Origin of the sequence: Microcoleus sp. PH2017_28_MFU_U_A, assembly GCF_020738035.1 — a bacterium.
In the GTDB taxonomy this organism is placed as follows: domain Bacteria; phylum Cyanobacteriota; class Cyanobacteriia; order Cyanobacteriales; family Microcoleaceae; genus Microcoleus.
The window spans coordinates 1-24,931 of the sequence record NZ_JAEQCX010000038.1; the positions used below are offsets into that span (position 1 = coordinate 1).

Sequence of the window (24,931 nt, forward strand, 5' to 3'; positions counted from 1 at the left end):
GAGCCGACTCCCTTGGGTGAAGCAGGAAGCAGACCCTTCAAGAGCAATCTTGATTGAATAGTGAGACTTGAGAAAGTTTAGCTAAGTTTTGTGTAGCAGAAACAGAGTTGGCTAGGGAATAGTGGGAAAATTTGGATTTTAGCCGTGTTTTCCGCTACTTAGTAGCTAGGCTGTTGATTTATACAGCCGTACTGCGCTTATTTACCTATAGCCAATATAACAGGCTGGAAGCCTGAGTGGGATCAGCCTAGCGGGGGGAAAACCCTCAATATGGGTATCGCAGCCGATTTGACAGCTAATTTTTTTGGCGAATTCCCCTCTGTTCAATCCTTTGAGGGCTTTTGTCAGGGCGATCGCATTTTAGAGGGCCTATGCAAAGAACCAATTTTTATTAACAACTCGACTGATGCAGAGATTGTCCACCAGTCGAGTTGTCAACAAACAGGCGGCTATTATCTACCCTAGAAGTCGAATCTCTAGCTGAGTCCAGTTAACTGTTCAGCTACTGCTAGAAAGTGGCAGAGTTCGGTAGGCTATATGTAGCAGCCCAATAGCTAATTAGTCAAATTCTTGATTTAATCGCTTCTGATATTTCATCCACTGAATTTTGTGTACAGTGGCTTGAGGGTTCAGCACTGTTGTGGCAATTCCGTAAATTAGAGTAGGCAAAATCTCACGATTTAACCAGCTTTCTCCGGCTTTTCTCATGAAGCGAGTTGCCACAATCTCTCTTAACTTATTGAGTTTTTTTAACGGCGACAGATTTTGGAAAAAGATTTCTTGGTATTGGCTCAAGGTTAACTCTGATTGACCGCGAATTCTGCGTTGCTGGTTTTCTTTAACGCAGTCTATCGCTAGACGCTTGTTAAACCAATATTTATCGGTTAACGAATTGCCCAAAACTCGGTAGTTTCCTAAGGGCATCTTTGTGCTTAGCATCCCGTGCTTTTGAGCTAGTCTGGCCATCAGTTCGGTATCTGCACCTACTTTCCAGTCGTCTAAAAATCCTCCGATTTCTAGGATAGCTTCTCGTTCTACTACTAAAGCTGTAGGAAAAACCCAAGGAAGCGCGCCGTTTTCTTGAACATCCTGCAATTCTTCCCGATTTGTGGGATACGTGGGAATGTAGCTGACTTTCTCGCCTTCCTTGTTGAGATAGCGGAGGGCGTGACCGACTGATTTAACTTCTGGGTGTTTTTTGAGGAGATTCAAACATTCTTCTAGTTTGTTTGGTTCCCAGGTGTCGTCACTGTCTAAAAATGCGATAAATTTTCCGGTTGCTGCTTCGAGCATTAAATTTCTAGATTTGTAAGCTCCTAGGTTTTTCGGATTTTTGTAATACTTAATTCGCGGATCTTGCCCCGCCATGTCAGTAACTATTTTGTCGGTGCCGTCGGTGGAACCGTCATCAATCACTAGGATTTCTATATTCCGGTGAGTCCCCTGGAGTGCGGAGGCGATCGCTTCGCCTATAGTGTCTTTGGCGTTGAATGCCGGCATGATGATGCTAACTTTTTCGCGGGAAAAATTTGTGCTAATGGCAAGTGATGCTGCTTTTCTGACAATCCTGGGTGCGAGAATAGTGGGCGACGCAGTTTTGAGTTTTCCTGTGTTTAACTTGTTATCGATTGCACCTCCCATATCTCTATTCTTGATGTTTTTGAGATTAAATCCGGGGATGAATGCGCCGATGTTGTTTGCGTTCATAAAGCTTGATGGAGATGTTTATTTGAGATGATTGTTTGCTTCAATAGATTCCGATTAACTAACACTCCGGACAGTTTGGTAAACTGCTCACTAAAACTTTTTGTTTTTTTAAGTTCAAGGATTGCGCTTTTTTTTAAAGTTGGGTCTACGGCCTGACTTTTAAAAAAGATCCAGCCTATTACCAGAAAGAATTGGTTGAAAGCCGTAACCCCGATCGGGAGAAATTAAAATCAGACTATTCATTACTCCAATCCTCTGACTTAAGGGTAGAGGTCGCTCTCAAACTGTCAACTGTCAAGCGGTCAACTGTCAACTGTCAACTGTTGAAGTAGATAGGACTTTGAGCCTTAAAATAACCCAAAATTTTGCTCAGAATATTTGTTAATAAAAAATTAATAATTAATGTAGCCATAGTAGCACTCTTCCCACTCGGCTGCAACACTTTTGGCTATAAGTTTTTTTGATAATGCTTAATATTTCTGATCATTTAAATTACCATGTAGTGTATTTAACAATTACCCTACTGAACATATTTGAGTTTGAGTAAACTTGTGGCTGTTAATGATTCTTCGCTGAAGTGAAATTAAATCTATGTCTTTAGGATGATGTCATTTAATTGTCACTGTAATATCTCCTAAGAGAGCGGGGGGAAATGTTTTCAAAGTTAAGCAATAAAGTGCGTATCTATACTTGTTTCATCACGGTAATATCTACTGACAAAGCGGGGAGAAATGTTTTCAAAGTTAAGCAATAAAGTGCGTATTTATACTTGTTTCATCACGGTAATACTGTTAGGTGGGTGCCACCAGCAGCTACAGCCAAACTTGCAGCAGCAGCGCAGCAAACAGGTCATGGCAGTTTCGGCTCACCCCCTGGCGAGCGCCGCGGGGCTGAGCGTGCTGCAACAGGGAGGCAATGCGGTGGATGCGGCGGCTGCTACGGCTTTGGCGATTTCGGTGGTGGAGCCTTTTTCGGCGGGTATCGGCGGCGGAGGTTTTTTGCTGCTGCGACGGGCCGAAACGGGGACTGTGCAAGCGCTGGATTTCCGGGAACGATCGCCCAAACGAGCAACGCGCGATATGTACCTGGACAAGCAAGGTAAGGTACGCAAGCGGGCAAGTCTGGACGGGCATTTGGCGGCGGGCATTCCGGGTACTGTGGCTGGACTTTATACGGTGCACCGCGAGTATGGTAAGTTACCTTGGGCGCAGGTGGTGGCTCCGGCGATCGCCCTTGCCCAAAAGGGTTTTCCAGTAAGTTCCCGCTTCACAAAGGCTACTCTGCAACGAAAGGATGCGATTAACAAGAATCGGGCGGCACGGGATATTTTCACTCGTAGTGACGTTTTATACCAACCGGGGGAGGTTTTGGTGCAGCGAGATTTGGCGCGGACATTGCGACAAATTGCACAAAATCCCCAAAGTTTTTATCGCGGAGATATTGCGCGGGCGATCGCCACCGACATGGCTAAAAATGGTGGCATTATCACTCTCGAAGACCTGAAAAACTATACGCCGATTTGGCGCAATCCGGTTTGTGGCAAGTTTCGCACTTACGAAATTTGCGCGATGTCGCCTCCCTCTTCCGGTGGCGTTCATTTGTTGCAAATCCTCAATATTCTAGGCGATACCGATCTCAAGAGTTTGGGAAGGAAAAGCCCGGATGCGCTACATTTGCTGGCGGAATCGATGAGGATTGCCTATGCTGACAGGGCCGAATATTTGGGCGATCCAGATTTTGTCAGCGTACCTGTCAAAGCTCTGACTAACAGAAATTATGGGAAATTTCGCCGATCGCAAATCGAAATTTCCAAAGCCAAACCTTCGAGCGAAGTAAAAGCTGTTGATGCTCAAACTTTGAGCCGCTTTGTGTACGAGTCGCCGGAAACTACGCACCTGACGGTAGTTGACAAAGAGCGCAATGTTGTTAGTTTGACGTTTACGGTGAATGGAGGTTTTGGGGCTGGGGTTGTGGCGGCGGGTACGGGAATTTTGCTCAACAATGAGATGGATGATTTTGCTGCTGCGCCGGGAGTGCCGAATTTGTTTGGTTTGGTGGGCGGTGAGGCAAATGCGATCGCCCCTCTTAAAACTCCTTTATCCAGCATGACACCGGTTATCGTGACGGAAAATGGCCAATTTCGCCTTGCTGCGGGGGCTCCTGGAGGCAGCACGATTATTACCACGGTTTTGCAAATTGTCCTCAACCTGTTGGTTTACGACATGAATGTGGGCGAGGCTGTGTCTGCTCCCCGGGTGCACCATCAGTGGCAGCCGGATCGCCTGATGGTGGAACGCGGAGGTTTTGAGGCTGGGACGCTTGAGGAGTTACGCAGGCGGGGACACCAGATTGTCGAACGTGACGGCTGGGGAAATGCAAATGCGATCGTCCTGACTGATGACGGTTGGTTGGAAGGGGCTGCCGATCCGCGCGGGGAAGGAGAAGCAAGGGGGTTTTAGCGATCGGTGATTAGTGCTGTCCCCGCTCGCGAACTTTCTCATCAGTCATTTGTCATCAGTCATTTGTTTTGATATCAGGTGGAGTCGATCGACCCCACTCGATATCAATTGCGGATTTACCCAAAAACCCCGGTTTTTTATTTTAGCAAAATCTTTTGTCAAGGGCGATCGTAAACCTCATAAAAACCAGGTTTCTTGGGTATCCTGTGCCTACTTCCTCAAATTATTAGTCTGTGTACGTATATTTTGGTATTAGTATTTTATCCTGAAGTTTATTGATTGAATAATTGCTAAGAAATACCCAAAATATTAACCATCCAAGCCGTAAAATTACGTAGATGTAAAGTCATTGTAAAGGCACTAGACATTGATGCTTATCTAATGTAAAAATGAATTTAGACATTAAACAATCTTAGTCTTTTAAACAAAAATATATGATAAGTTATCACAAAATTGCTGCCTTAACAGCTACCTTGACTGCTGCTCTGAGCTTTTTGGCATCACCAGTAATGGCATTTTCGGTAGGGGCAACTAATAACACTGAGATTTTGAAAAATAATTTGTTAGGAAATAACATAGCAGGATTGAGTGATTTCTCTGTTTTAATTACCGGAAATCAGGCTGCCTTTGGTACTTTTATTAATGACCCTTTTGGTTTGCAGTCAGGCGTTGTTCTCAGCACTGGCAAAGTCACCAATATACCGGGCCAGAATCGGAAAGATAACCTAATGACCAACGGCAGCGATCTAAACACCGACTTTGGAGTAAAGGGCGAAGCTGGGGATTTAACTCAGCTAGACCTCAGATTTTTTGCTGACGACACTGCTGAAAAATTGTTCTTTGAGTATGTATTTGGTTCAGAGGAGTTTCCTGAGTTCGGCGGTTCTGAATACAATGACGATTTTGAACTGTTGCTGAATGGTCGTAATTTGGCAAAATTGAGCGACGGGAAAACAGTTACGATTAATAATCTCGTTCCCGATCCAAATAATCGCTCTACAGATCACTCAGACTATATTAACAACCCAAGTTTGATGGGTATTGCTGCTAACATCATTAAGCTAGACGGTTTTACTAAAGTTTTAGGGTTTGAGGGTTTGCTCAAGCAAAATCAGACAAATGTTCTCAGCATCCGCATGAAAGATGTGGGCGACGGTAATTTTGATTCGGCTGTATTTATTAAAGGCGGTTCTGTGGGAACGATCAAAGCTGATACAATTCCCAAATCGGTGGCTGTATTGATTAAAGACAGTTCTGTGGAGACGGTAGAAGCTGAGCCAGTTCCAGAACCGATGACGGTCGGAGGTTTGATGGCGGGAGGTGCTATGCTGGCTGCTGGACGAAAGTTGCGTCGCCGGAAATAATCAATCACGGAAGCGTTCAATCAAAAAAAATCAAGATGGTTAAGTATGTAAAATTATTAGTTTGCAAACCCAATCAATTTCCCAAGTTTTGAGATAATAATTGTGAGAAAAGCCTCCCCCAAAAGCCTAAAAAGGTGAAAAGTCAGATCCAACTTGCTGTACATCTCTTGGGGGAGATTTTGGGAATGGAAAATTCGCTGCCGGCTATAGATCAATACGGTTCACTTAAGATGGTCCGAAGAGAGGAACGAAGCATAAGCCCTAGCCCTTTCAGGGCAGCTTCGCCAACGGGCAGGCACGCGCCAACCCAGTATCTATTTTTCATGAGTTTTCCCTCTTGTCATATCATTTCCGGTTGCACTCCTTATGATATAGAGGAGACGGCAGTGCCGTGTCCCTACCGTGATTAATCGTAGGGACACGGCACTGCCGTCTCCTAATTTCCGTTAATAATTCCGATGCAACCGGAAACGATATCATCTCTTAAGTTAACCGTATTGGGCTATAGATATTATTAATTCAGCATGGCAACAACTAACCCCAATCAAAACAGTTACAATTGAGAGAGAATTCCCAGCAGGTACTTCCCTCAAGCGTCTGAAAATCCAAGAATTTGACAATGACATGGAAGTATTCCAGGTAGTGCTGTGAAGGAAAGGATGGAGTAAGCTACTCTTAGAGAGAATTGTTTGCTATTGGTTATATGACAGTAGAAATTCTTCAATTTTAGATTCGAGACTCAAGTTCAAGCTCCCAGATTTAATGCTGCAAGTAAATCTAAAATATAAAATACAAAATCGACTGACATATACAGTACAGGAAAAAAACAATGGCTAGAATTAGACTGATGCACGCTAAGCTACATGGAGTGCGCGTAACCGATGCAAATGTTAATTATGTAGGCAGCGTCACCATTGACAATGAATTGATCGATAAGGTGGGAATTCTGCCTTTACAGGAGGTGGAAATTTGGAATGTTAGCAATGGGAACCGCTTGTCAACCTATGTGTTGCCAGGACAGCCGGGAAGTGGTATCATTTGTCTCAACGGTGCAGCATCTCATTTGTGCGATCCTGGAGATTTTGTAATTATTGCTGCCTATGAAGAATGCGATCGCGCTGAGGTATTTCGCACCGGGCACGAGGCGCGAGTAGTAATTGCCGATGAACACAATCGTTGTAAAAAGTTTTTCTACCAGACTTTAGTTCCCTGCGAGGGCAAACTTTTGTTTCAATCTGAGACAACCGAATTACCACCAACCACGAATTCCTAACGTTTTATCACAAAAAAAGTAGGACTTACGCATGGGAACCCAGAAACCGGGTTTGTTACCGATATTAAAGACTCCCAGCGAATATTTGTGTGAAAAAACGCGGTTTGTTCCATCGGAGGGCTTCAACAGTTGACAGTTGACAGTTGACAGTTGACAGTTTGAGAGCGACCTCTACCTATAAGTCCGAGGATTGGAGTAATGAATAGTCTGATTTTAATTTCTCTCTCGAAGGCGGGCGGGCTTTCAACCAATTCTTTCTGGTAAGTCCCGAAGAGGATTTTTGGCATCAGCTATGAAATTTTTGGATCGAAACAATGAAATGCTGTTCTTTCAAGTTTTGAACCCATTTCCTTTAATGAGTTTTATCGGTTGGTATTACCTGTCTGCGAGCAAGCAGCAGATGAAGAAATCGGGATAAGATTCAAACATAAAGGTAATACTAAAGTGTGCAAGTTAAATGTGGAACAGCTTATAATTTGACATAACTTAACCGCTATAGGTTCGTAGTGAGGACTTTAGTCCTCTCAATTTGAAGAGGACTAAAGTCCTCACTACGAACCGATTTTATGGGGGTTGTTTTAGGTGACACTATCTAAGTTGGGAGTAACAATTTGCCGAAACTAGATTTTTGGCTTCAGAATTGAGGAAAAACTCAATCCTTTAACTGTGTACGGTACCGTCGGGCAAGATTGTACCTGTTAATCTAGCTCCTGTGAGTTTTACCATGACGCGATCGCCATAACCGATTTTAGCACCCGTCAAATCCGCACCGCTCAAGTCTGCACCGCTCAAATCCGCTCCGATTAAATTGGTTTCTCTCAGGTTGGCATTAATCAAACAAGCTCCTAACAGGTTAGCCCTAAACAAGTTAGCTTTTTGTAAATTCGCACCTGTGAGGTTGATGTTGTGGAGAAAAGTATCGCTTAAGTCGGCTTCACTCAGGTTTGCATTGCTCAAGTTTCTCCCTGAAAAATCCTTTTCTTTTAAGGAAGCTCCTTTGAAGTTGGAACCGCTCAAATCGGGAGCTTGCGGCGCAGCTTGTCGGTAAGATTGAGATGGCTGCGGCTGTGGCGATTGGTAGCGGGAGGCATCGGAATAAGGCCCCGTCGGATTTGGAGCATAGTTTCCACCATAATTTCCCGCATAATTACCAGCAGGTTTTCCTGAATAGGGTTCGGAAGAGTAGCGTGGCTCTTTTGGCGTTGCTGGTGGTGGCTGGGTGTTTCTGTACTGAGTGTTTTGTGGCTGGGTATTTTGTTGTTGGGTGTTTTGTTGTTGGGTGTTTTGATACTGAGTATTTCTGTACTGGGTGTTTTGTTGCTGGGTGTTTTGATACTGAGTATTTCTGTACTGGGTGTTTTGTTGCTGGGTGTTTTGCTGCTGGGTGTGTTTGTGCTGAGTATTTTTATGCTGAGTGTTCTGATTTTGACCTCTTGGCTGAATCGATCGCAATTGTTCCCGAGCTTGATTAATTTCCTTAATCTTTTCTTCAGCTTTCTGGAGTAGTCTAGGATTATCTTTAGGGATGCGATCGGGGTGCCAAATGAACGCTAAATCCTTGTAAGCTTGAGTAATTTCTTCTCGGGAAGCTCCCGGTAATAGTCCCAGCACTCTATAGTATTGATCGAGGTCGTTCATATTACCACCTTTCGCTTTAAGAAATTAGGAATTAAAAATTAAGATCGGAGCAAAAACGGCTATAAAAGCTTGTTTGTCCGATCGTACATTGGATGAACTATAACTCAGCTAAGCTGCTGCTGGCAAAAAGTCTCGGATTAGCTGCAAATATGTTGCGGCATCCTCCAGCATTGGAAAGTGAGCTGTATTGGGAATTATAACAAATTCTACTTTTTTGCTGAGGGAGGCTGCTTGTTCTCCCATGGCGGCGGGGATAATTTGATCGAATTCTCCAGCTACCAGCAGTGTGGGCACACTCAACCGTGCAAATTCCTGGGGCATTTCCTCGGCTGCTCTTTTGCTAACTGCTGTCACCATTGTACCGATCGCAGCTTCCTCGTCTGCCATTAAGAAATCCTTGAGAAATGCTAAACTGACGGCTGTGGGGAGAGATTGGCGCAAAAACCGAGCCATAAAGATGCGATCGGCAAACGGAATAGCAGCCAGCCAAGACGGGCGAAATTTGACTACATAGCCGCCGAATTTATGAAAAGTTGTGAAGGCTTTCTCATCGTATTCAAAAATGCCGCTGCAAGTGAGAATGGCTTTTTCTACTTTTTCGGGGTAAAGGTTGAGAAATAAAGTAGCAATAGATGCTCCTGTAGAGTGAGCGTTGAGAAAGACGCGGCTTAAATTCAGAGCTTCTAATAATTCGGCTAAGTCGCGGGCGTAGGTTTCGAGCTCGTAACTGGACTCAGGAGGTGATGGCGGTAAGGGCGATCGGCCAAAACCTCTCATATCGTACAGCAAACAATCAAAGTCATTGGCGATCGCCTGTGCAGTGCTTTCCCAGTAGCGGGCTGAGCCAGCCCAGCCGTGGAGAAATACCATAACTGGTTTGCCGCTGGGTTGGGCGCTATTGTCTGCTGTTATCCACTCGTAATAATGTTCTACACCGCGAACTGAAATGAAAGACATGATATTGATTTTAGATTTTAGATTTTAGATTCTAACTCATAATTGTTCACTAAATACCCAAATTCCCGACTTCTTAAAGAAGTCAGGAATCTCAAAACTACATTTATCCAAAAATCTGCGTTAATCTGCGTCAATCCGCCCACATCTGCGGTCAAAAATCATACACATAGAAACCAACCATAAAGCTTAAGCTGCCGAAGCGGCCAACCAGAATAAACCATCTACTAACAGCGTACTAAAAACTGCTCCGCTGAAGGCGCGCCAGTGCAAAGCACGATCGCGCAAACTCAACAAACCCACAGTTAAAAGTACGGCAATTAAAACCAAAGCCCAACCAATACCCCAAGGAGTGTCAATTTGCCCGATCGCACTTTGGAAAATCGGCATAGCCAATTCCGGTTCCGCGTGCATCACTTGTCTCCAGTAAGGCATCAAACCTGTCAAGTAAAAATATATGTCGGTAATAGCGGTTCCTAATAACGAACCTAAATAAAAATATGCGCCAACTTTCCCCCAAGATTTACCCAAACACCAAATCGCAAATGGCAAACCAATTGCTTCTATCGGTAAGTGCAAAATTGGTTCCCATCTAAACCAGCCCCAATAAATAGAACCAGCCAGCCAACATCCGGCAAATCCTAATAATAAGTCTCCCCAAAGTTGAGTTTTTGGGCGGAAAATTAAGATTAAACTAAGTACGAACCAGGGGATAGTTGATAGCAAACTGATGGTGGGATACAAACGCACTAAAGGCGCTTGCACAAAAACTGGAATTGAGACTAAAAATGCTGATGCGCCAAATACCAACCACTGCTGAATGCTCTTGCTTCTATCTGAAGAAGATACAGGACTTTCTAGGCCGGTGAAGGTAGCAGTAGATGCGATCGCCGATGATAATAAATTAAAGTTAAACAACTGATTGGACTCCGTACTGTTTCAATAAGTGAACTAAAAATGTTGCTGCGGTGGCTGGTTTCGTCGTCTCGATGCGATCGGCTGTTTGACTGATTTGCCAACCTTGGGCTGTTTGGGGCGATCGCCACAAATCTAAATGTTCAACCGGGCGATCGGCATAAAAACTGTCTTCACCGCCACCGAGAATAGCTGAACTCCAGTGTGTAAAGCTATCGTGGCTGATCCGGTGAATCGGGAAATTGCCCCCCAGGGGTACTCCCCAACCATCTAAAGCAATGAATGCCGCGACTTTGCCACCCATTTGCTGCCACATCCACGCCGCCCCGATCGCCCCGACTACCCCAGCCGAAAAACTAACGAATACTAGACTTTCTCCTGTCAACTCTTGACTGCACAAAAAGTGGAATATGTCAAGGGCTGAAAAAGGTGGCTGTTTATGAGCTGGGAAAATCTTAACAGAGTAAGATCTTTGGATATTTTGCCGAGGTTCTACGTTTCCCCAAACTCCCGAAAGTCCCTCTAGGAAACAATCAGTGAGTTTTGGGTCGTGGATTCCGGGGCAAATTACCAGTCTCATCATGCTTCAATAAAATTAATCAAGAGCTTAACATAACTTTACTTTATTGTACACCATAACTAATTATATGCCATACGGGGGGATAGGATGTTAAACTCATGATAGCGCAAAGTTTGAAGAATATCCCCCCAAAATAAACGCTGGGAACGCTGCAAACCTGCGGAATCCGAGGCAAGGCGAAAGAGTCTTAAGAAAACATAAAACTTATCCCCCCTAACCCCATTCCCTGTCAGGCTGAATAAAGTCTGATTCTAGTTCTAGTCACCCTACGAGTTTCGGGTCGGAACCAAAAAACCGATTCACGACTGACACTCATCAACCCGGTTTCTAGGATAAATCAGAGGTTTAGCCCGGAATTATCGGTGCAGAAACCGGGAATCAGCCCAGCGCGCGCAACTCGTGCGATCGCCAACAATCAAAAATCTCAGATCCACTCTTCATCCTGTCTGGATCTCTTAGAATAAATAAAATTGAGGAATACAAAGTGGTTGCTTCTCCAGAAAAAATTGAATTCAAAACATCTGCCGCACCGGCAAACAGCGATCGCGTAGCCGTCTTGCTGATGGGTTACGGCGAAGTCGAAAGCTACGACGATTTTGCGAATTACAACGAACAAGCTTTAAACTTACTGACGGCAAAGTTTGCGCCAGTACCAAATTGGATTTATCCGCCACTGGCGAAGATTTTGGCAATTTTTGACTTGCACGAGTGGAGTCACCAACACGGTAAATTCGTGTCGCCCCACAATGCAATTTTTGAACAACAACGGGCGGGGATTGAACAGAATTTGCAGGAGAAATGGGGCGATAAAGTAAAAGTATTCAAAGCTTTTAACTTTTGCGCGCCGTTTTTGCCGGAACAAGTAATCCCGCAAATTAAAGCAGAAGGCTTTGACAAAATTCTGATTTATCCGCTGTTGGTTGTGGATTCTGTTTTCACTAGCGGGATTGCTGTGGAACAGGTAAACAATGCTTTAGCACAAACCTTTGATGGTAAAGAACATTGGGTAACAGGACAGCGTTATATTCCTTCTTTTTACGATGAACCAGCTTACATCCAGCTAATGGCGGATTTGGTTGAAGAGGAAATTAAAAACGATTTAGCTGTAGCACATTTGCCTTCTCAGATTGGGATTGTGCTGATGAATCACGGTTGTCCGCACAAGGCGAAGGGCTTCACTTCGGGGATTGTGGAAAGTCAAGCTTTGTACGATCGCGTGCGGGAACGTTTGATGTATCGTTATCCTTTGATTTCGGTGGGCTGGCTGAATCATGACACGCCGCTGATTGAATGGACTCAGCCGGATGCGACGTTGGCTGCGAAGAATTTGATTGATTTGGGTGCAACTGCGATCGTGTTTATGCCGATCGGATTTGCGACAGAAAACCACGAAACTTTGTTAGATGTAGACCACATTATTGAGGGTTTACAGAAGCAACGTCAAGGAGTTACTTACCGCAAATTGCCTTGTGTTAACGACCATCCTGAGTTCCTGAAAATGGCGGCAGAGTGGGCAAATCCTCAAATTGAAGCCTTGTTTAGTGAGATGGCTGTGGCGGTGAATCCGAATTTGGTTGTCCGCGATCACGTACATTCTCATAGCGATCATGGGCATAATCATGGGGATCATGGGCATTCTCACGGCGATCATGGACACAATCATGGTGGGCACGGGCACAATCATTAATTAGGATTTTAGAAACCGGGTTTTTGGGATAATACTGCGTTGAAGACGACAGATTAAGTAAAAACCCGGTTTCTTTGTGGGAGTGGGTAAATCGAGATTAATTTAGGTTAAAAGGGCGATCGCTTTTTAATTAATTTTACGAAAATATGGCGATAGCTTATTCAGTTTACTTATAATAAATCCAAAAACTTATCGAGGTCTATACGAGCCTGTTTTAAAATGTGAGCTAGAGTAGAACGCTTAACTGAGCGATGAGCTGGGACAGTCAATTTCAATACTTCATCTGGCATAGCTTTTTGCAGTCGAATGTGGCTACCCCGTTGGCGGACAAATACCCATCCATCGCGCTGTAGTGCAGCAATAATCTGAGTATAAGGAAGATTGGGAACTTTGCTCATACCACCAATTCTCTCACAATTGCACCTTCGGAAATGCTCAATTCATCTGCCATCGGCTCCAAATAAAGTTCGATCGCTTCTTGGATATTTGCCAATGCTTCGTCAATCGTTTCCCCTTCACTGATGCAGCCTGACAGTGAGGGAACATAGACGGTATATCCACCTTCTTCACTGGGTTCTAATACGACTTTGATGTTCATAATTTCGGTGTCACGAGCGCTGACTTTTCTATTATAGATGATTTGGGGCGATCGCACTATCATAGCAAATAGCTGTAGGGTGCGTCGCCATTAGATATCTTCAAATGCGATCGAACATCTCACAGCGACGCACCATAATAGGTAAGTCAGCGGAAGGACTGATGCTTGCTGACAACCTCTCGAATCTTGATGAGTTGCTTGAAGCTATTAGAGAAAGAATATGACTGCAAAAACAATTACCTATACTGCACTAGAGCGAATTTTAGCAATTAAATGGGAACCTGACGATAGTCGCGTTAACTCTCATATTGCCCTTTTGCGAGAATACTTGAGACGTGCGGCACTGTGGGCAAAAGCTTTAGATTGTACAGATGAATGGCCGTTTTTTGATGTGGCTGCTCATATCTGCCCTTTAGAATGTGCCGATGATACTAAGATGAAAGTGCTTAAGACTCATTTCACAGAGACACCGTTTTATGTGGCGGGTATGATTGAAAAAACCTGCGAGTGGTTCCTCCATTGGGAGCGGGTGAAAAATTTACAAAAAGTTAGTGAATTTACTTTACCTGAACCCTACGAACCTCTAATCATAATGTATGAACGCGGTGGCATATTCTCTATGGAACATAGATTTTTTGATTTTGCTGTTGGGAGTTTTCCTAGAGGTAAATGGCAGCAATATGACGAAAAAATGGCGGCAGAGTGGGCAAATCCTCAAATTGAAGCGTTGTTGAGTGAAAGTGCGATCGGGGTGAATCCGAGTTTGGCTGTGGCGAACCGCGAGCACACGCATTCTCATGAAGGGCACGGGCACAGTCATTAATTAGGATCTCAGAAACCGGGTTTTTTGCGACAATACTGCGTTGAAGACGACAGATTAAGTAAAAACCCGGTTTCTTTCTATTTTCGTCCATTACTCCACTGACCCTAAAAATCTTAGTGTGCATTCATGGAATTATTTTTATACCATCCTGAACTTACGCGCAAGTATGTGTAAAGCCATAAAGTGTAAAGCATGAGGTAGCATGAACAATCTCATAATCTATGATGAGCAAAGGCAACCACGCAGACTAGGCGAACAAATCGGTAGTGGTGGACAAGGGGATGTATATGCACTGGCAGAAAATCCAAACATTGTAGTCAAAATCTTTAATCAGGAGAAATTACAACAAAGAAGACATGAACTAAGAGAAAAAGTTTTTGTTCAAATTCGAGTTCTAGAAGACCTGATTAAGAGTCCTTACGTAACCTGGCCCCAGATAGAGATTTTTGATAGCAATGACCAGTGGATAGGCTATGCCATGAAAAAAGCCGGAGGGATACCACTGAGTAAACTAGCTCATACCATGCTCTATTTAAAATACTTTCCAAACATAGATAGGAAAGGTATTGTGCAAATATTGTTGCATCTTTTAGATACAGTTGAAAGTTTGCACAAAAAAGAAATTTACCTTGGGGACATTAACTTAGGTAATTTTCTTGCAGACCCTTCTACGTTTAAAGTTTATCTGATTGATACAGACAGCTATCAAGTCAAAAATGCTAGGACTTCTCAAATCTATACTTGCCCTGTAGGTAGACCAGAGATGACACCTGTAGAACATCATGGTGAAGCTTTTGACAAAATTATTAGAACACTTGAAAGCGACTTATTTTCGTTAGCCATTTTAATGTTCCAATGTTTGATGTTGGGACTACATCCTTACAGCCAAGTAGGCGGTGGAAATCCAGTAGAAAATTTGCGCGGGGGCAATTTCCCATATGGAAGAGGAGGCTTTCCACCAGGGGAGGAAGGTGGCATACCACCAGGGCCTTGGTTTATTGTTTGGAGTCATCTATCATTTAAAGTCAAAAACCTTTTTATTAACACTCTGAAACAGGGTGTTAATGACAAATCGAAGCGGGCTTCTATAGAAGAATGGCGAGGTGTGTTTCAAGAATACTATTTTGCTATGCAAAGTGGTTTCCTCTCCTCAGAAGTCAGACCAGCAGAACGAAAAATTAGCCGAGATGGTGAAGACAGGATTGTTTGGTAATCTTGTATAACTATCTATTTTTTGAAGTGTTTCATTAGTAATTAGTTGACTTGGAAAGAAATATGAAGATTAAGCTCAAGAACCAAGACTATGATTTAATTGAAAATCCAACGCCTCGTTGTCCGTGTATGTTGGTTTTGGATGTCAGTGGTAGTATGTCAGGCGATCCAATTAGTTTACTCAATCAAGGTGTAAATCAGTTTATCCAAGAAGTTTATCAAGATGATTTTGCACGATTTGCTGTGGAGGTAGGAATCATTACTTTTGGTAGTACGGTGGATGAAGTTACCCCGATCCAATCGATTTTGGGAATTAATGTACCTGAATTTTCGGCTATGGGAAGAACGCCAATGGGGGAAGCTGTTTCCAAAGCAATTGAAGTTTTAGAAGTACGTAAAAAACAGTACCAAAAACGTGGTGTTCCCTACTATCAACCTTGGATCATACTAATGACCGATGGTGAGCCAACCGATGAATATTCTAAGGCTGCGGCTCTACTTCGTGAACTCGCTGAAGATAGTAAAATGCTAGTGTTTGGAATTGGCATCGGCGACTACTGCAATTTGAATAAACTTGGTGAGTTTTGTCCTGCCAATCGTCCACCCAAAAAATTAGCTGAGTATAAATTCAGGGAATTCTTCCAGTGGCTTGCTCAAAGTATGGCGAAAGTAAGTGTTTCCACTCCTGGAACTGGTTTTGAATTACCATCTACCAAAGGTTGGGATAGCATTATACTTTAAAAATTTAATTCATTCTCAATTGAGCATTCTTGAATGCTCATTGCTTGCAAAATATAGCAGTCCTAAATCAGTCGCAAAATCGATCGAGACCATAATCCTTGCAGTGTGAGCATCTCGATCGCGTATAATGCAAGAAAATCTTTTAGGATTGCTATATAATCGAAACAAAATAAATGTAGAGATTACAAGTCTATATTTATTGCAGTTCTTTCATAAAAAATGGAGTCCTAAGTTATGAACAAGAAAAAACCTAAAGCAGCAAAAAAAGCAAGCAAAGAAAAGAGCATAGGTTTAACAGTTGAAGAATTTAATGAACTGCAAAGAAAGTATCCTGATAGCAGAGAAGCACTCAATGATGCTATTTCTGCCAAGCAGGATGACAATTTCTATATTAGGTTAACGAAACTGAAAAACCAGCAGAGTAAATTGGGAAATGATGCAGTTCCTGATGCACTTATAAAAGAAATTAGCTCTAGAAAACAAAATAAAAATTCCCGAAAAAAGTGGCAAGCTATTTGTGCTACTACCGTTGGTCGTTCTCACCTTCAATCGCATCCACAAATAGAATGTCAAGATGCCGCAAAAGTTGTATCAACGCCACGGGCAGCGATTTTTGTGGCAGATGGTGCTGGCTGTGCAAGATTATCTCACTTGGGTTCTAAGTCTGTTGTTGAGGAGTTGGCTGGATTTATAAATTCAAAACAAGCTACTCATGGAGAAATATTAGACCAAGAGCAAATAATTAATTGCAATGACAGCGATCGAGGAAAAGAGTATGCTTATAAGTTTGTCAAATATGCAGTTGAAGGATTACGAAAACTTGCAAATACCGAAGATTGCTCGGTAGAAGATTTGAAGTGTACGTTACTAATGGCTGTGTCAGGCAAATTTTATATATTTTGGCTGAAAGTCGGGGATGGCTTTATTGTAGTCGAAAAGGATAATAAGCTTGAGTTACTCGGTTCTTTAGGAAAAGGAGAATTTGCAAATCAAACCACATTTCTTAGCGAAAGCTTGAACGACAAAGCAATCTCTTACGGTTTTTTATCTGCCGAAAATGTGACGGGTATTGCTGCATTTACAGATGGTGCAGGAGAAACTCTAGTGACTACACATGATTCTAAAATAGCAGGTGAGTTAAGTAACTTTTTTGCACAAACGAGAGGAGGCAGTTTGGATAATGATAGCTTACGTGAATTTTTAGAAGATGAGACAGTTTGGGCATCTCCGAAGGGTTTTGATGATAGAGGAATTGCTCTTTTGGCACAGTCGAAGTAACCAAAATTGAAGCATTGGAGGTTTAACTTGACAAGTCATTGCGATTGAGAAGAACCTGAGTTACATTATACCCATCCCAGATCAATCCTTCAACAGTACCCAAAGGACATATACCGCTAGGAAGATGTCCTTTCGGCGCTTGTTTGCTAAAGTTTAATTCTCGCCAGTGCAACCATTTTCCTTCTTTTTTCCATCCCAGGCGATCGCCCAGCTTATCATAGTCCTTGCTCACTTCCAGGTAAATTTCCTTTTGAATGCTAAAACCAAAGTGTCCTCCACTATGTTTAACCCAAAGTTGATTAATTGTTTGTAAAACTTCAGTTGGTAATTTTTTGATATTATCCTCAGCAGATAGATAGCCTGAAGATTCTCTGCTATAAGCTTCGAGCATGACGTTAGCTGTTTCTTTATCAGCTTCTTTCCATTTCTTTGCTGCTAGTAAGTCGCGTAGTTGAGTATATTTAGAGTTGATGGGATATTTTACTGTTGATACGTTTTCTGAAGGTTTACTTGTACCTAGATTTTTGTTTCCAGATGATGGATTAGAAGCTGCTTGTGTCTTATTCGGCCTCGTTGATTCAGGAGTTTGAGGCAGATTGGCTCCTATAATGTCTTCAATTGTTGTTGTTGGTGGCTGATTGGTAATTGGTGGAGTTTGTAAAGAATCTAAAACTCGTTTTTCAATTTGTTCGACATCTTCATCTATAAGGTTAAGAACTTGTTGTAAAACCTTCAGATTTTGACGATTACCTTGACTTAGTGGATTACTCTGTTTTATAGCCTCTGCAAAAACTTTGCTGTAATTCTTTAATTTATCTTTTCGCAAGCGGAAAGGTGCTAAAACTTCTGTTTCAATTGTTTTGGCATCTTCGTTTGTTAAATTTAGACTTTTCTGTAAAACATCTAGAAAAGTACGATTTGAATTATCAGTAATGCTTCCCTCATAAATAATATTTAAAGAAGTAAAATCTTTCTCTTCTTGACTAGCTATTCTCTCAGCTTCTTTACGATATTTTAGCTTTGGATCATCTTGAAGAGACTTAGCCAAAACAATCTTATAACCTGCTCTGCCATTGTCTAACAGAGGATTCATTTTAGGAGAAATTTCTTTTACCTTCTTTTTTGTATATTCATACAATTCATCTACCGAAATATTGCCATCATTATTTAAATCTCCAACTCCTGTTTTGATACCTTCAACCAAATAACGGGTGTAAATTGAGAGTTCAGAAGGCTCGGGAGCATAAGAGTATTCAACAGTATCGCTAGACGTAAGAACTGCCCATGATTTATTACCCAATGTCAATCCCTTAGCAAAAGCCCCACTAAAACAACAGTCTAAAATCACTACCTGTCGCCTAGATGGGCTAGCGGTCATTTGGTCTTTAACAAAACTGGCGGAGATAGCGGTATAAGGTAGCACTCTTTTATTCTGATCTGTGCGCGTAGTAGGTGTAGCAATGTAAAGATTACCCTTTTCATCCTTCACACCATGACCGGAAAAGTAAAACAGTACCAAGTCATCCGAACTACAGTTATTGAAGAGCCTATATATAGCATCTTCAATCCTGTTTTGAGGCTGATTTAGTACCGAGGTAATATCAGTTTCAACAAAACCCCCTATATCTGGATGCTGCAATACTTGCTTTATTGCCTTAGCATCCTTGGTAGCACTAGGCAAGGCTGATAGCCCTTGTTGATAATTGCTGACCCCAACCAGTAATGCTACCTTCTTCGCCATATTTGACTCCTTATTCTCCAATAAATTCCTGAGCGACTTTTAGCGCTTCGTTCAATTCAACTATACTACTGGCTTTCACCTTGAGAGTTTTACCATTAGCCGTAACTTCGATTTCAATGGTTTTCCCTAACCCTAATAGGCGTAATAGGCGATCGCTCAAAAACCTGAACAAGGATTTAATATTTGCTGCGTTGACTTCAGCCATCAACATCCCCAATAAAAACCCCCCAATAGATTTTGCGTCTTTTGGCAAATCTTCTACAGGTACAAGGCCAGCAGATTCAACTTCAATCTCTTGCTTAATATCTTGGAGGAGATTTTCTGTTATTTCTTGTAGTTCCCCATCTTCCAGACGCTCATCTAAAAGGGTGATCTTCACTTGAATATTTGACATGGAATTTAGTTTTCCTATTGGTTGCATAGATATAGCGAACCTTGCACCAACCGCAAAGTAGCAGTTGGAATCCATATATTACAACGATTTTAGCCTTTTTTATAAAAGGACTGCTATTTTGGAACGCTGCCAACATGATACCATAGGAAGTTCCAGTCGGAAACAAAGTATTCTCACAAAAAACCCGGTTTGCGATCGCTCGTGCGTTCAGGACTATAGATAAACCCGCCGTGGCTATACTAATTGAATGGCGATCGCCCCCAAACATAGCCTTAGACTATACTACCACGCAATCTAGAATCCTATTAACCAACTAATACGATATCAATGACATCCTACACATTAAACTTACCCGTTCAGCTACAGCAAGAAGCTGAAAAATTGGCGACACTCCAAGGCATTTCCTTCGATCAGTTTATTCTCTGGGCTGTAGCCGAAAAAGTTGCTACCCTCAACCAGCGGAATGACGATGCTGTATTCCCTCAAATCACCTATGTGCGCGGCGCTAGCGGCGAACTCGCGCCCGTTTTGCGCGGTACTCGGTTGCGGGTGCAAACAGTAGTCATCGCAGCCCAGAAATGGGGTTTATCTCCAAACCAAATTGCGACTGAATATGACTTAAGTGAAGCTCAAGTGAACGAAGTTCTGGCTTTTTATGCGGCACATTCTCAGGAAATAGACGCATCTATTGCCGCCGAGCAAATTATCGAAGCTGCCAATGTCTAAACCGCTATTGCATCTGGATGCTGATACTTCTATTAAAGCTTTGCAAAGCTAAAAAAATCTGGATGAGTTTTGTAAGAATTGTCAAACGCCAATGGCGGTGAAGGCAGCCCAATAATAAGGTTCAGCAAAGGGAAAGGGCTTGCGGTTCAGTGCGCTATGTAGAAGAGCATAAACAAAGCGTGTGCGTTCTTTTAGGGTCAATCTATCGAATACTTGGTCGATTTGAGGTTCGAGGTCTTTTAATAAGATTTTCAGCCCCTCTGAGGTCAGATTCCGCATCCATTGCTGTGCCTCATTGAGAGCAGTAACCGTTGACAGAGTTTCTAAGTTTTCATAGAACCGCATCAGTAATAAAGTGCTGGCGAGTTGATCTACCTCCCAAAGGGTACTGACGATACTAGGGCTACCTGCCAAGAGAAAGCCAAAAGGTAAACCGATATATTCATCGCTAGTTTTGGATTCTGTCAATCCAGTTTCGGAGGCGCAGAGGGTGACAAGACGACATTGATTTAGGTCAAGATTCAAGATTTCCAGCAGTGTCAAACGTTCGTTATTTGCCAACACCAGGAATGATTCCAAAGGCGAGTCAGGCTCAAACTTGCTGTGACAGGCGAAATGGATACAGTTGGCAAGTCTGAGATGCGAGTTTAGAATTGCGTTCTTGTTGGCATTATCTCTTACCAACAAATCATTAGATTGGAATTGGTGACAGATGTTAGTGGCTTGCAGTTCAAGTAAATAGAGGTCTTTGGTAGGATTGGCAATCGCGAACAGGTGAGAGAAATTAGGGCGTTGTCGCTGTTTCACCTGTTGCAGCAGTAGGCAACTGGGGGCATAGCTGACTCCACCAGGGAATAAGTCGAGAAGGCACGACTCTGATTTGGACAGGGATACAGTGATAGAAGAATCGATTTCATCGGTGTATCCGCTTTTAAAATCCCTTTCGTGGGAGATTGGCAACGCATGAAGGGGGAAAAGATGCAGGAAGCGATGGGGAATTAAAATTAATCGATCGCACTGTTTCGGAATATTCTCTAAAATCCGATCTAGCTGCAAAATCTCAGCTAGGTTTTGGAAGCGAGAGGCTAGTTTTTGCTTCCATTGGGGTTTTCTTTCTGGTGGTTTACTCTCTTCGTAATCTTTCCTATACTCGTCATACCAATTTACCAAGGTTTCAAAGTTTGCTGTTGAAGATTGCCAGATGATGGGTGTTGAAGTTTGCGGGGTGATGATGAAAGTGAAAAATTTGTCGCCTGTAATGTACCACTCAAGAATAGCGGTGTTTTCACCTGTCAGAGTTTGAATGTCTTTGTAGAGGATGGGCTTAACTTTTTGGGTTAGGCTGAAGTGAGGATCGATCGGTGTAATTTCACGAGCAATCAATTCATCGAGTTGTTTACGCAGTTTGGTGAGATGAGTAAAATCGCGGCTAGTGGGTAGGCTGTCGATTTGGAGGCTGCGTTCTCCCGATATTGTGCCACCGTTGCTGTTACGATTTGTCTGTTGGTTGTCTAGTCGGCGCTGTTCGGCATCAATTTCTCGACGCAGGCGCGAGAGTTCGTTGATAACTGTTTCGGGAATATCGCCTTTGGGATATAAGTCGCGGGTGGCGAGGAGTTCTACTAAGTTGCGGGCTTTGCTGCGTTCGGCGTATTCTATGGCTGCGGTGTAGTTTTTTAGTTCTATGCAAACTTCTACCATATTTTGGTAGAGTTTATTCCATTCTTCGGCTAATTTCTGTTTACTTTCATCTCCAGAATGAATCTCATCTCGCAAAATCTCAACATTATTAATCGCATCAGCAAAGGTATTATAAGCTAACTGTAGGTTAGGAACATCTCGATAGGCAAGCCCCAAATTTAATAAGGTTTCAGCATGGTTTTGGGGAAATGCTTGGCGGGTGATGACTTCGAGTGCAACGGTGTAAAATCCGATCGCTTTTTCTAGATTATCAGCTTTATCTCCCCTGATTTTGTTACGGTAGGCATTTGCCAGATTTATTTGCGTATTTGCCCAATATTCGGGAAAAGACTCACGGGTGAGGACGGATAATGCAGCATTGTAAGATACGATCGCCATTTCGATATTCTGTGCTTTCTCTCCCATGATTCTGTTACTGTAGGCATTTCCCAGATTATTTTGCGTCATCGCCCATTTTTCGGGAAAGGTATCGCGGCTGTAGACGGTTAATGCAGCATTGTAAGATGCGATCGCCATTTCGATATTATCAGCCCTATCTCCCCTGATTCTGTTACTGTAGGCAATTGCCAGATTATTTTGCGTCATCGCCCATTGCTCGGGAAAGGTATCGCGGGTGTAGACGCATAATGCACTCTGATAACACTCCATCGACTGTTCGATATTCTCAGCTTTCTCACCCTTGATTCTATGACTGTAGGCTACTGCTAGATTATTTTGCGTCATCGCCCAATCTTCGGGAAAGGCATCGCGGGTGTAGACGATTAATGCAGCAGTGTAAAATGCGATCGCCCCTTCCAAATTATTCGCACGATCGCCTAGAGGATATTGTTGGTAAAGATTCCCCAGTCGCCCCAAAGCAGCCGCCTCTCGTAGGCTATCTTTGAAATTCCTAGCAATTGCTAAAGACTGCTCATATAGATCGAATACCCGTTCCCACAATCCTAAGTCACGGTAAATATCACCTAACTGTAACAAAGTGTCAGATTCCGCCAGGCGGAAGTTCAATTCTCTTTGCAAAACAAGTGACTTCTCAAAGAAATGAATTGCCCGATCGATCTCCTGTGAATAATCCTCATGTTGGCGCGTGTTTACCCGGTTTGCATAAGCATTAGCAACTCGATTGTATAGGGTTGCTAATGCAGGAGTTTCCAGAGTTTGTTGCTCTAGATTTTCTACTTGTTCTAACAGTTCATCTAGGGGTAAAGTCGGTCTTTTCTCAGGCTCAATCAGCAGAAAAATTTCCCCATTCCTGTTAATCACACCCGTTGCTTCCACCGTCGGTGCTACAAAGCGAAATACGCCACTCCGCCAACTCCAAAAATCCGGCGCTTCCAAACTCAAACGACTCAAAATATTCGGCGCAACCCAAATTACAATGGGATAAGGAAACTCTCGCAACGCCTCTCGTGTCCATTGCAAATAACCAAAAAAACGGCTTAACTCCGACCGATGGTTAGAATCAGCTTGTGACACAAACCCCATCAAAGCCTCCGTTCCTGTTACAGTAATTGCGGCTGATGCGTGGGGTTCTTTTAACTGTGGGTAATCTTCGACAAGTTGCTCCAATGCAGCCCTGAGACTCGGTTCTTGTTGATTCAACACCACGCGATAACAGGGGATATTCGGAGCAAGTTCGGCTTCATAACGATTAATCATCTGGGTTTGAAAATCTCCCGGTTGACAGGAAACAATCAACAATGACAATACACCTTTACTTGCTTCAATTAAAGAGACAAGACCATCGTAACTATCCTCATTGAGTGATTCATCGTCCACGATTTCACTGTCAACCATTTAATTAGTCCCCGCTCCAATTAAACCACGGCGCTGCAATATTTCCTGAACCACTGGATGAACTCCAAACCACAAATCATCATTGCGATATTCTAGGATGTAGAGCGTGTGCAATAAATCCAAGAAATCCTGATCCATCCCATCTTTGGGTAAATATTTTTGGTATACATCCACTAGAATTTGATAGCGGTTTTGTCCAAGAGGTTCTGTTAAATTAATCCGATAGTCTTTAATCGCATTTTGCAAAATCTCAGGCGTAATTTTCAAGTCTTGGTTGTCTGGTGTGCGACGTAACTGCTTCAAACATAACCCACAGCACAGACTAGCCAAACGAATAAATTCTCGCAATGCACCACCACTTTTAACGATCATCATCTGAGTTGCTTCCGGTGCAATCAACTCCTTGGGGATTCGTTTGTAAAGAATTTGCTCAAATACTTTTACAGCTTCTGCGACAGGAGAGGCATTGGGAACTCTATCTTGTCCACGCGGAAACAACTTTGTCGCCCACATCGATTGAATCTTATTGTTTGTGGCATTCTGAATAATTCCTCGCAACGACATATCTCGTGTCGCTGCCATTGGAATTGTATAAATAATCCGAAATTGAGGCTGAAACAACGCACTGATATTATTTCGATAAACTTTATCTACAATTTCTAGATCGAGTTTATCAAGGTCATCAATCACAACCAGAACTTCTTGTCCGCACGCCGCTTCAATCGCACTAGCGATATCGTTGATGCGATCGATCAACTCTGAAATTCGTCTCGAAAACTCAGTCGTAATGTCCTCACGAATTACAGAGTTTGCCTTCAACGTCGCTTTTAACTTAGAAAAGAATTTCACAAACCAAGCATTGACACCAGCTTCTCCACTCGCTTCTTTCTCAATGATCGACTCAAATGAACTTCCCTCAGTTCGAGTATGCTTGCTAAACCATTTATAAAAATCTTCTTTTGTTTTAGAACCGATTTTAATCTGGCGTTCTTCTGCTGCTTCCATCAGCTTTACTGCCATAGCAAACAAAATGTTGACATGATTCACATCTGACATTTCAATCAGGTCAGAAATTGAAAAGAACACTACAAAGTATCGATTCTGCGTGTCCCGGCAAAACTGACCCAGCAAAGTCGATTTACCTGACCCACGATGTCCTGTAAAAATAATTTTGTTATTGTCTGGCGAGCAATCTTCAACCAAATGCTCCAATTCTTCTAAAATCTCAGTGCCATATTCCACATGAAATTTATTCAGTTGCTCTACGGTGACTAAAGGAAGTAACTGAAGATTCTGGAAGGCTGTTTGGAAGGATGCTAGGCGCTGGTTAGTCATAGGGAATATAT

General features: G+C 42.8%; 22 protein-coding genes. 10 read left to right on the forward strand and 12 right to left on the reverse strand.

Annotation, left to right across the window (positions count from 1 at the left end):
* Positions 1–270 precede the first annotated feature (270 nt).
* Entirely contained in the window at positions 271–465 is a 195-nt protein-coding gene (locus JGK14_RS07780; RefSeq protein WP_293179331.1) for a hypothetical protein, read from the forward strand.
* Positions 466–558: 93 nt separating this feature from the next.
* Here JGK14_RS07780 and JGK14_RS07785 read toward each other — a convergent pair whose 3' ends face one another.
* Positions 559–1,707 carry a glycosyltransferase family 2 protein gene (locus JGK14_RS07785; RefSeq protein WP_293179334.1) on the reverse strand — a complete coding sequence of 383 codons (1,149 nt, stop codon included), beginning with the start codon at positions 1,705–1,707 and terminating at the stop codon, positions 559–561.
* A gap of 731 nt (positions 1,708–2,438) precedes the next feature.
* On the opposite strand from JGK14_RS07785, the gene ggt reads away from it, so the two are divergent.
* The 3 genes from ggt to panD all read left to right on the forward strand — a co-directional run bounded on the left by ggt (position 2,439) and on the right by panD (position 6,803).
* Positions 2,439–4,166: a gamma-glutamyltransferase gene (gene ggt / locus JGK14_RS07790; protein WP_293206566.1), complete on the forward strand. Its 1,728-nt coding sequence runs from the start codon at positions 2,439–2,441 to the stop codon at positions 4,164–4,166.
* A gap of 434 nt (positions 4,167–4,600) precedes the next feature.
* Entirely contained in the window at positions 4,601–5,530 is a 930-nt protein-coding gene (locus tag JGK14_RS07795) for a choice-of-anchor L family PEP-CTERM protein (protein ID WP_293206563.1), read from the forward strand.
* Positions 5,531–6,359: 829 nt separating this feature from the next.
* Positions 6,360–6,803 carry an aspartate 1-decarboxylase gene (gene panD, locus JGK14_RS07800; RefSeq protein WP_293324417.1) on the forward strand — a complete coding sequence of 148 codons (444 nt, stop codon included), beginning with the start codon at positions 6,360–6,362 and terminating at the stop codon, positions 6,801–6,803.
* Positions 6,804–6,925: 122 nt separating this feature from the next.
* Here the strand turns inward: panD and JGK14_RS07805 are convergent, their stop codons facing one another.
* The 5 genes from JGK14_RS07805 to JGK14_RS07825 form a co-directional block, all read right to left on the reverse strand.
* Entirely contained in the window at positions 6,926–7,090 is a 165-nt protein-coding gene (locus JGK14_RS07805) for a hypothetical protein (RefSeq protein ID WP_293203258.1), read from the reverse strand.
* Positions 7,091–7,463: 373 nt separating this feature from the next.
* Positions 7,464–8,441: a pentapeptide repeat-containing protein gene (locus JGK14_RS07810; protein WP_293179345.1), complete on the reverse strand. Its 978-nt coding sequence runs from the start codon at positions 8,439–8,441 to the stop codon at positions 7,464–7,466.
* Positions 8,442–8,549: 108 nt separating this feature from the next.
* On the reverse strand, positions 8,550–9,398 hold the full coding sequence (locus tag JGK14_RS07815) for an alpha/beta fold hydrolase (protein WP_293179348.1): 849 nt from the start codon (positions 9,396–9,398) through the stop codon (positions 8,550–8,552).
* A 186-nt stretch (positions 9,399–9,584) separates the two neighbouring features.
* A complete protein-coding gene (locus JGK14_RS07820; RefSeq protein WP_293324420.1) occupies positions 9,585–10,313 on the reverse strand; it encodes a DUF3120 domain-containing protein in 729 nt (242 codons plus the stop codon).
* On the reverse strand, positions 10,306–10,893 hold the full coding sequence (locus JGK14_RS07825; RefSeq protein WP_293324421.1) for a hypothetical protein: 588 nt from the start codon (positions 10,891–10,893) through the stop codon (positions 10,306–10,308). The genes JGK14_RS07820 and JGK14_RS07825 overlap by 8 nt, the downstream gene beginning before the upstream one ends.
* Positions 10,894–11,374: 481 nt before the next feature.
* Here JGK14_RS07825 and JGK14_RS07830 point away from each other — a divergent pair, with 481 nt between their 5' ends.
* On the forward strand, positions 11,375–12,577 hold the full coding sequence (locus JGK14_RS07830; protein ID WP_293317979.1) for a ferrochelatase: 1,203 nt from the start codon (positions 11,375–11,377) through the stop codon (positions 12,575–12,577).
* Positions 12,578–12,747: 170 nt separating this feature from the next.
* Here the strand turns inward: JGK14_RS07830 and JGK14_RS07835 are convergent, their stop codons facing one another.
* Entirely contained in the window at positions 12,748–12,975 is a 228-nt protein-coding gene (locus JGK14_RS07835; RefSeq protein WP_293206556.1) for a type II toxin-antitoxin system HicA family toxin, read from the reverse strand.
* Positions 12,972–13,238 carry a type II toxin-antitoxin system HicB family antitoxin gene (locus JGK14_RS07840; protein ID WP_325314926.1) on the reverse strand — a complete coding sequence of 89 codons (267 nt, stop codon included), beginning with the start codon at positions 13,236–13,238 and terminating at the stop codon, positions 12,972–12,974. The genes JGK14_RS07835 and JGK14_RS07840 overlap by 4 nt, the downstream gene beginning before the upstream one ends.
* A gap of 157 nt (positions 13,239–13,395) precedes the next feature.
* On the opposite strand from JGK14_RS07840, the gene JGK14_RS34005 reads away from it, so the two are divergent.
* From JGK14_RS34005 to JGK14_RS07860, 4 genes are all read left to right on the forward strand, one after another.
* Positions 13,396–13,998 carry a hypothetical protein gene (locus tag JGK14_RS34005; protein WP_442921438.1) on the forward strand — a complete coding sequence of 201 codons (603 nt, stop codon included), beginning with the start codon at positions 13,396–13,398 and terminating at the stop codon, positions 13,996–13,998.
* A gap of 202 nt (positions 13,999–14,200) precedes the next feature.
* Entirely contained in the window at positions 14,201–15,211 is a 1,011-nt protein-coding gene (locus JGK14_RS07850) for a protein kinase domain-containing protein (RefSeq protein ID WP_293324422.1), read from the forward strand.
* Between the two features lie 62 nt (positions 15,212–15,273).
* On the forward strand, positions 15,274–15,951 hold the full coding sequence (locus JGK14_RS07855; protein ID WP_293324423.1) for a vWA domain-containing protein: 678 nt from the start codon (positions 15,274–15,276) through the stop codon (positions 15,949–15,951).
* A gap of 234 nt (positions 15,952–16,185) precedes the next feature.
* Complete coding sequence (locus JGK14_RS07860; RefSeq protein WP_293324424.1) at positions 16,186–17,229, forward strand: PP2C family serine/threonine-protein phosphatase; 1,044 nt, start codon at positions 16,186–16,188, stop codon at positions 17,227–17,229.
* A gap of 22 nt (positions 17,230–17,251) precedes the next feature.
* Here the strand turns inward: JGK14_RS07860 and JGK14_RS07865 are convergent, their stop codons facing one another.
* Together JGK14_RS07865 and JGK14_RS07870 are read right to left on the reverse strand one after the other, a co-directional pair.
* The gene (locus JGK14_RS07865) at positions 17,252–18,970 is read right to left on the reverse strand and encodes a caspase, EACC1-associated type (RefSeq protein WP_325314927.1); all 1,719 of its coding nucleotides are present in this window, start codon (positions 18,968–18,970) and stop codon (positions 17,252–17,254) included.
* A gap of 10 nt (positions 18,971–18,980) precedes the next feature.
* A complete protein-coding gene (locus JGK14_RS07870; protein WP_293324427.1) occupies positions 18,981–19,364 on the reverse strand; it encodes a hypothetical protein in 384 nt (127 codons plus the stop codon).
* Between the two features lie 327 nt (positions 19,365–19,691).
* On the opposite strand from JGK14_RS07870, the gene JGK14_RS07875 reads away from it, so the two are divergent.
* A complete protein-coding gene (locus JGK14_RS07875) occupies positions 19,692–20,090 on the forward strand; it encodes a DUF433 domain-containing protein (protein ID WP_293324432.1) in 399 nt (132 codons plus the stop codon).
* 81 nt (positions 20,091–20,171) lie between these two features.
* Here JGK14_RS07875 and JGK14_RS07880 read toward each other — a convergent pair whose 3' ends face one another.
* Together JGK14_RS07880 and JGK14_RS07885 are read right to left on the reverse strand one after the other, a co-directional pair.
* A complete protein-coding gene (locus tag JGK14_RS07880) occupies positions 20,172–23,585 on the reverse strand; it encodes a CHAT domain-containing protein (protein ID WP_293324434.1) in 3,414 nt (1,137 codons plus the stop codon).
* Positions 23,586–24,920 carry a P-loop NTPase fold protein gene (locus JGK14_RS07885; RefSeq protein WP_293324436.1) on the reverse strand — a complete coding sequence of 445 codons (1,335 nt, stop codon included), beginning with the start codon at positions 24,918–24,920 and terminating at the stop codon, positions 23,586–23,588.
* Positions 24,921–24,931: the final 11 nt, after the last annotated feature.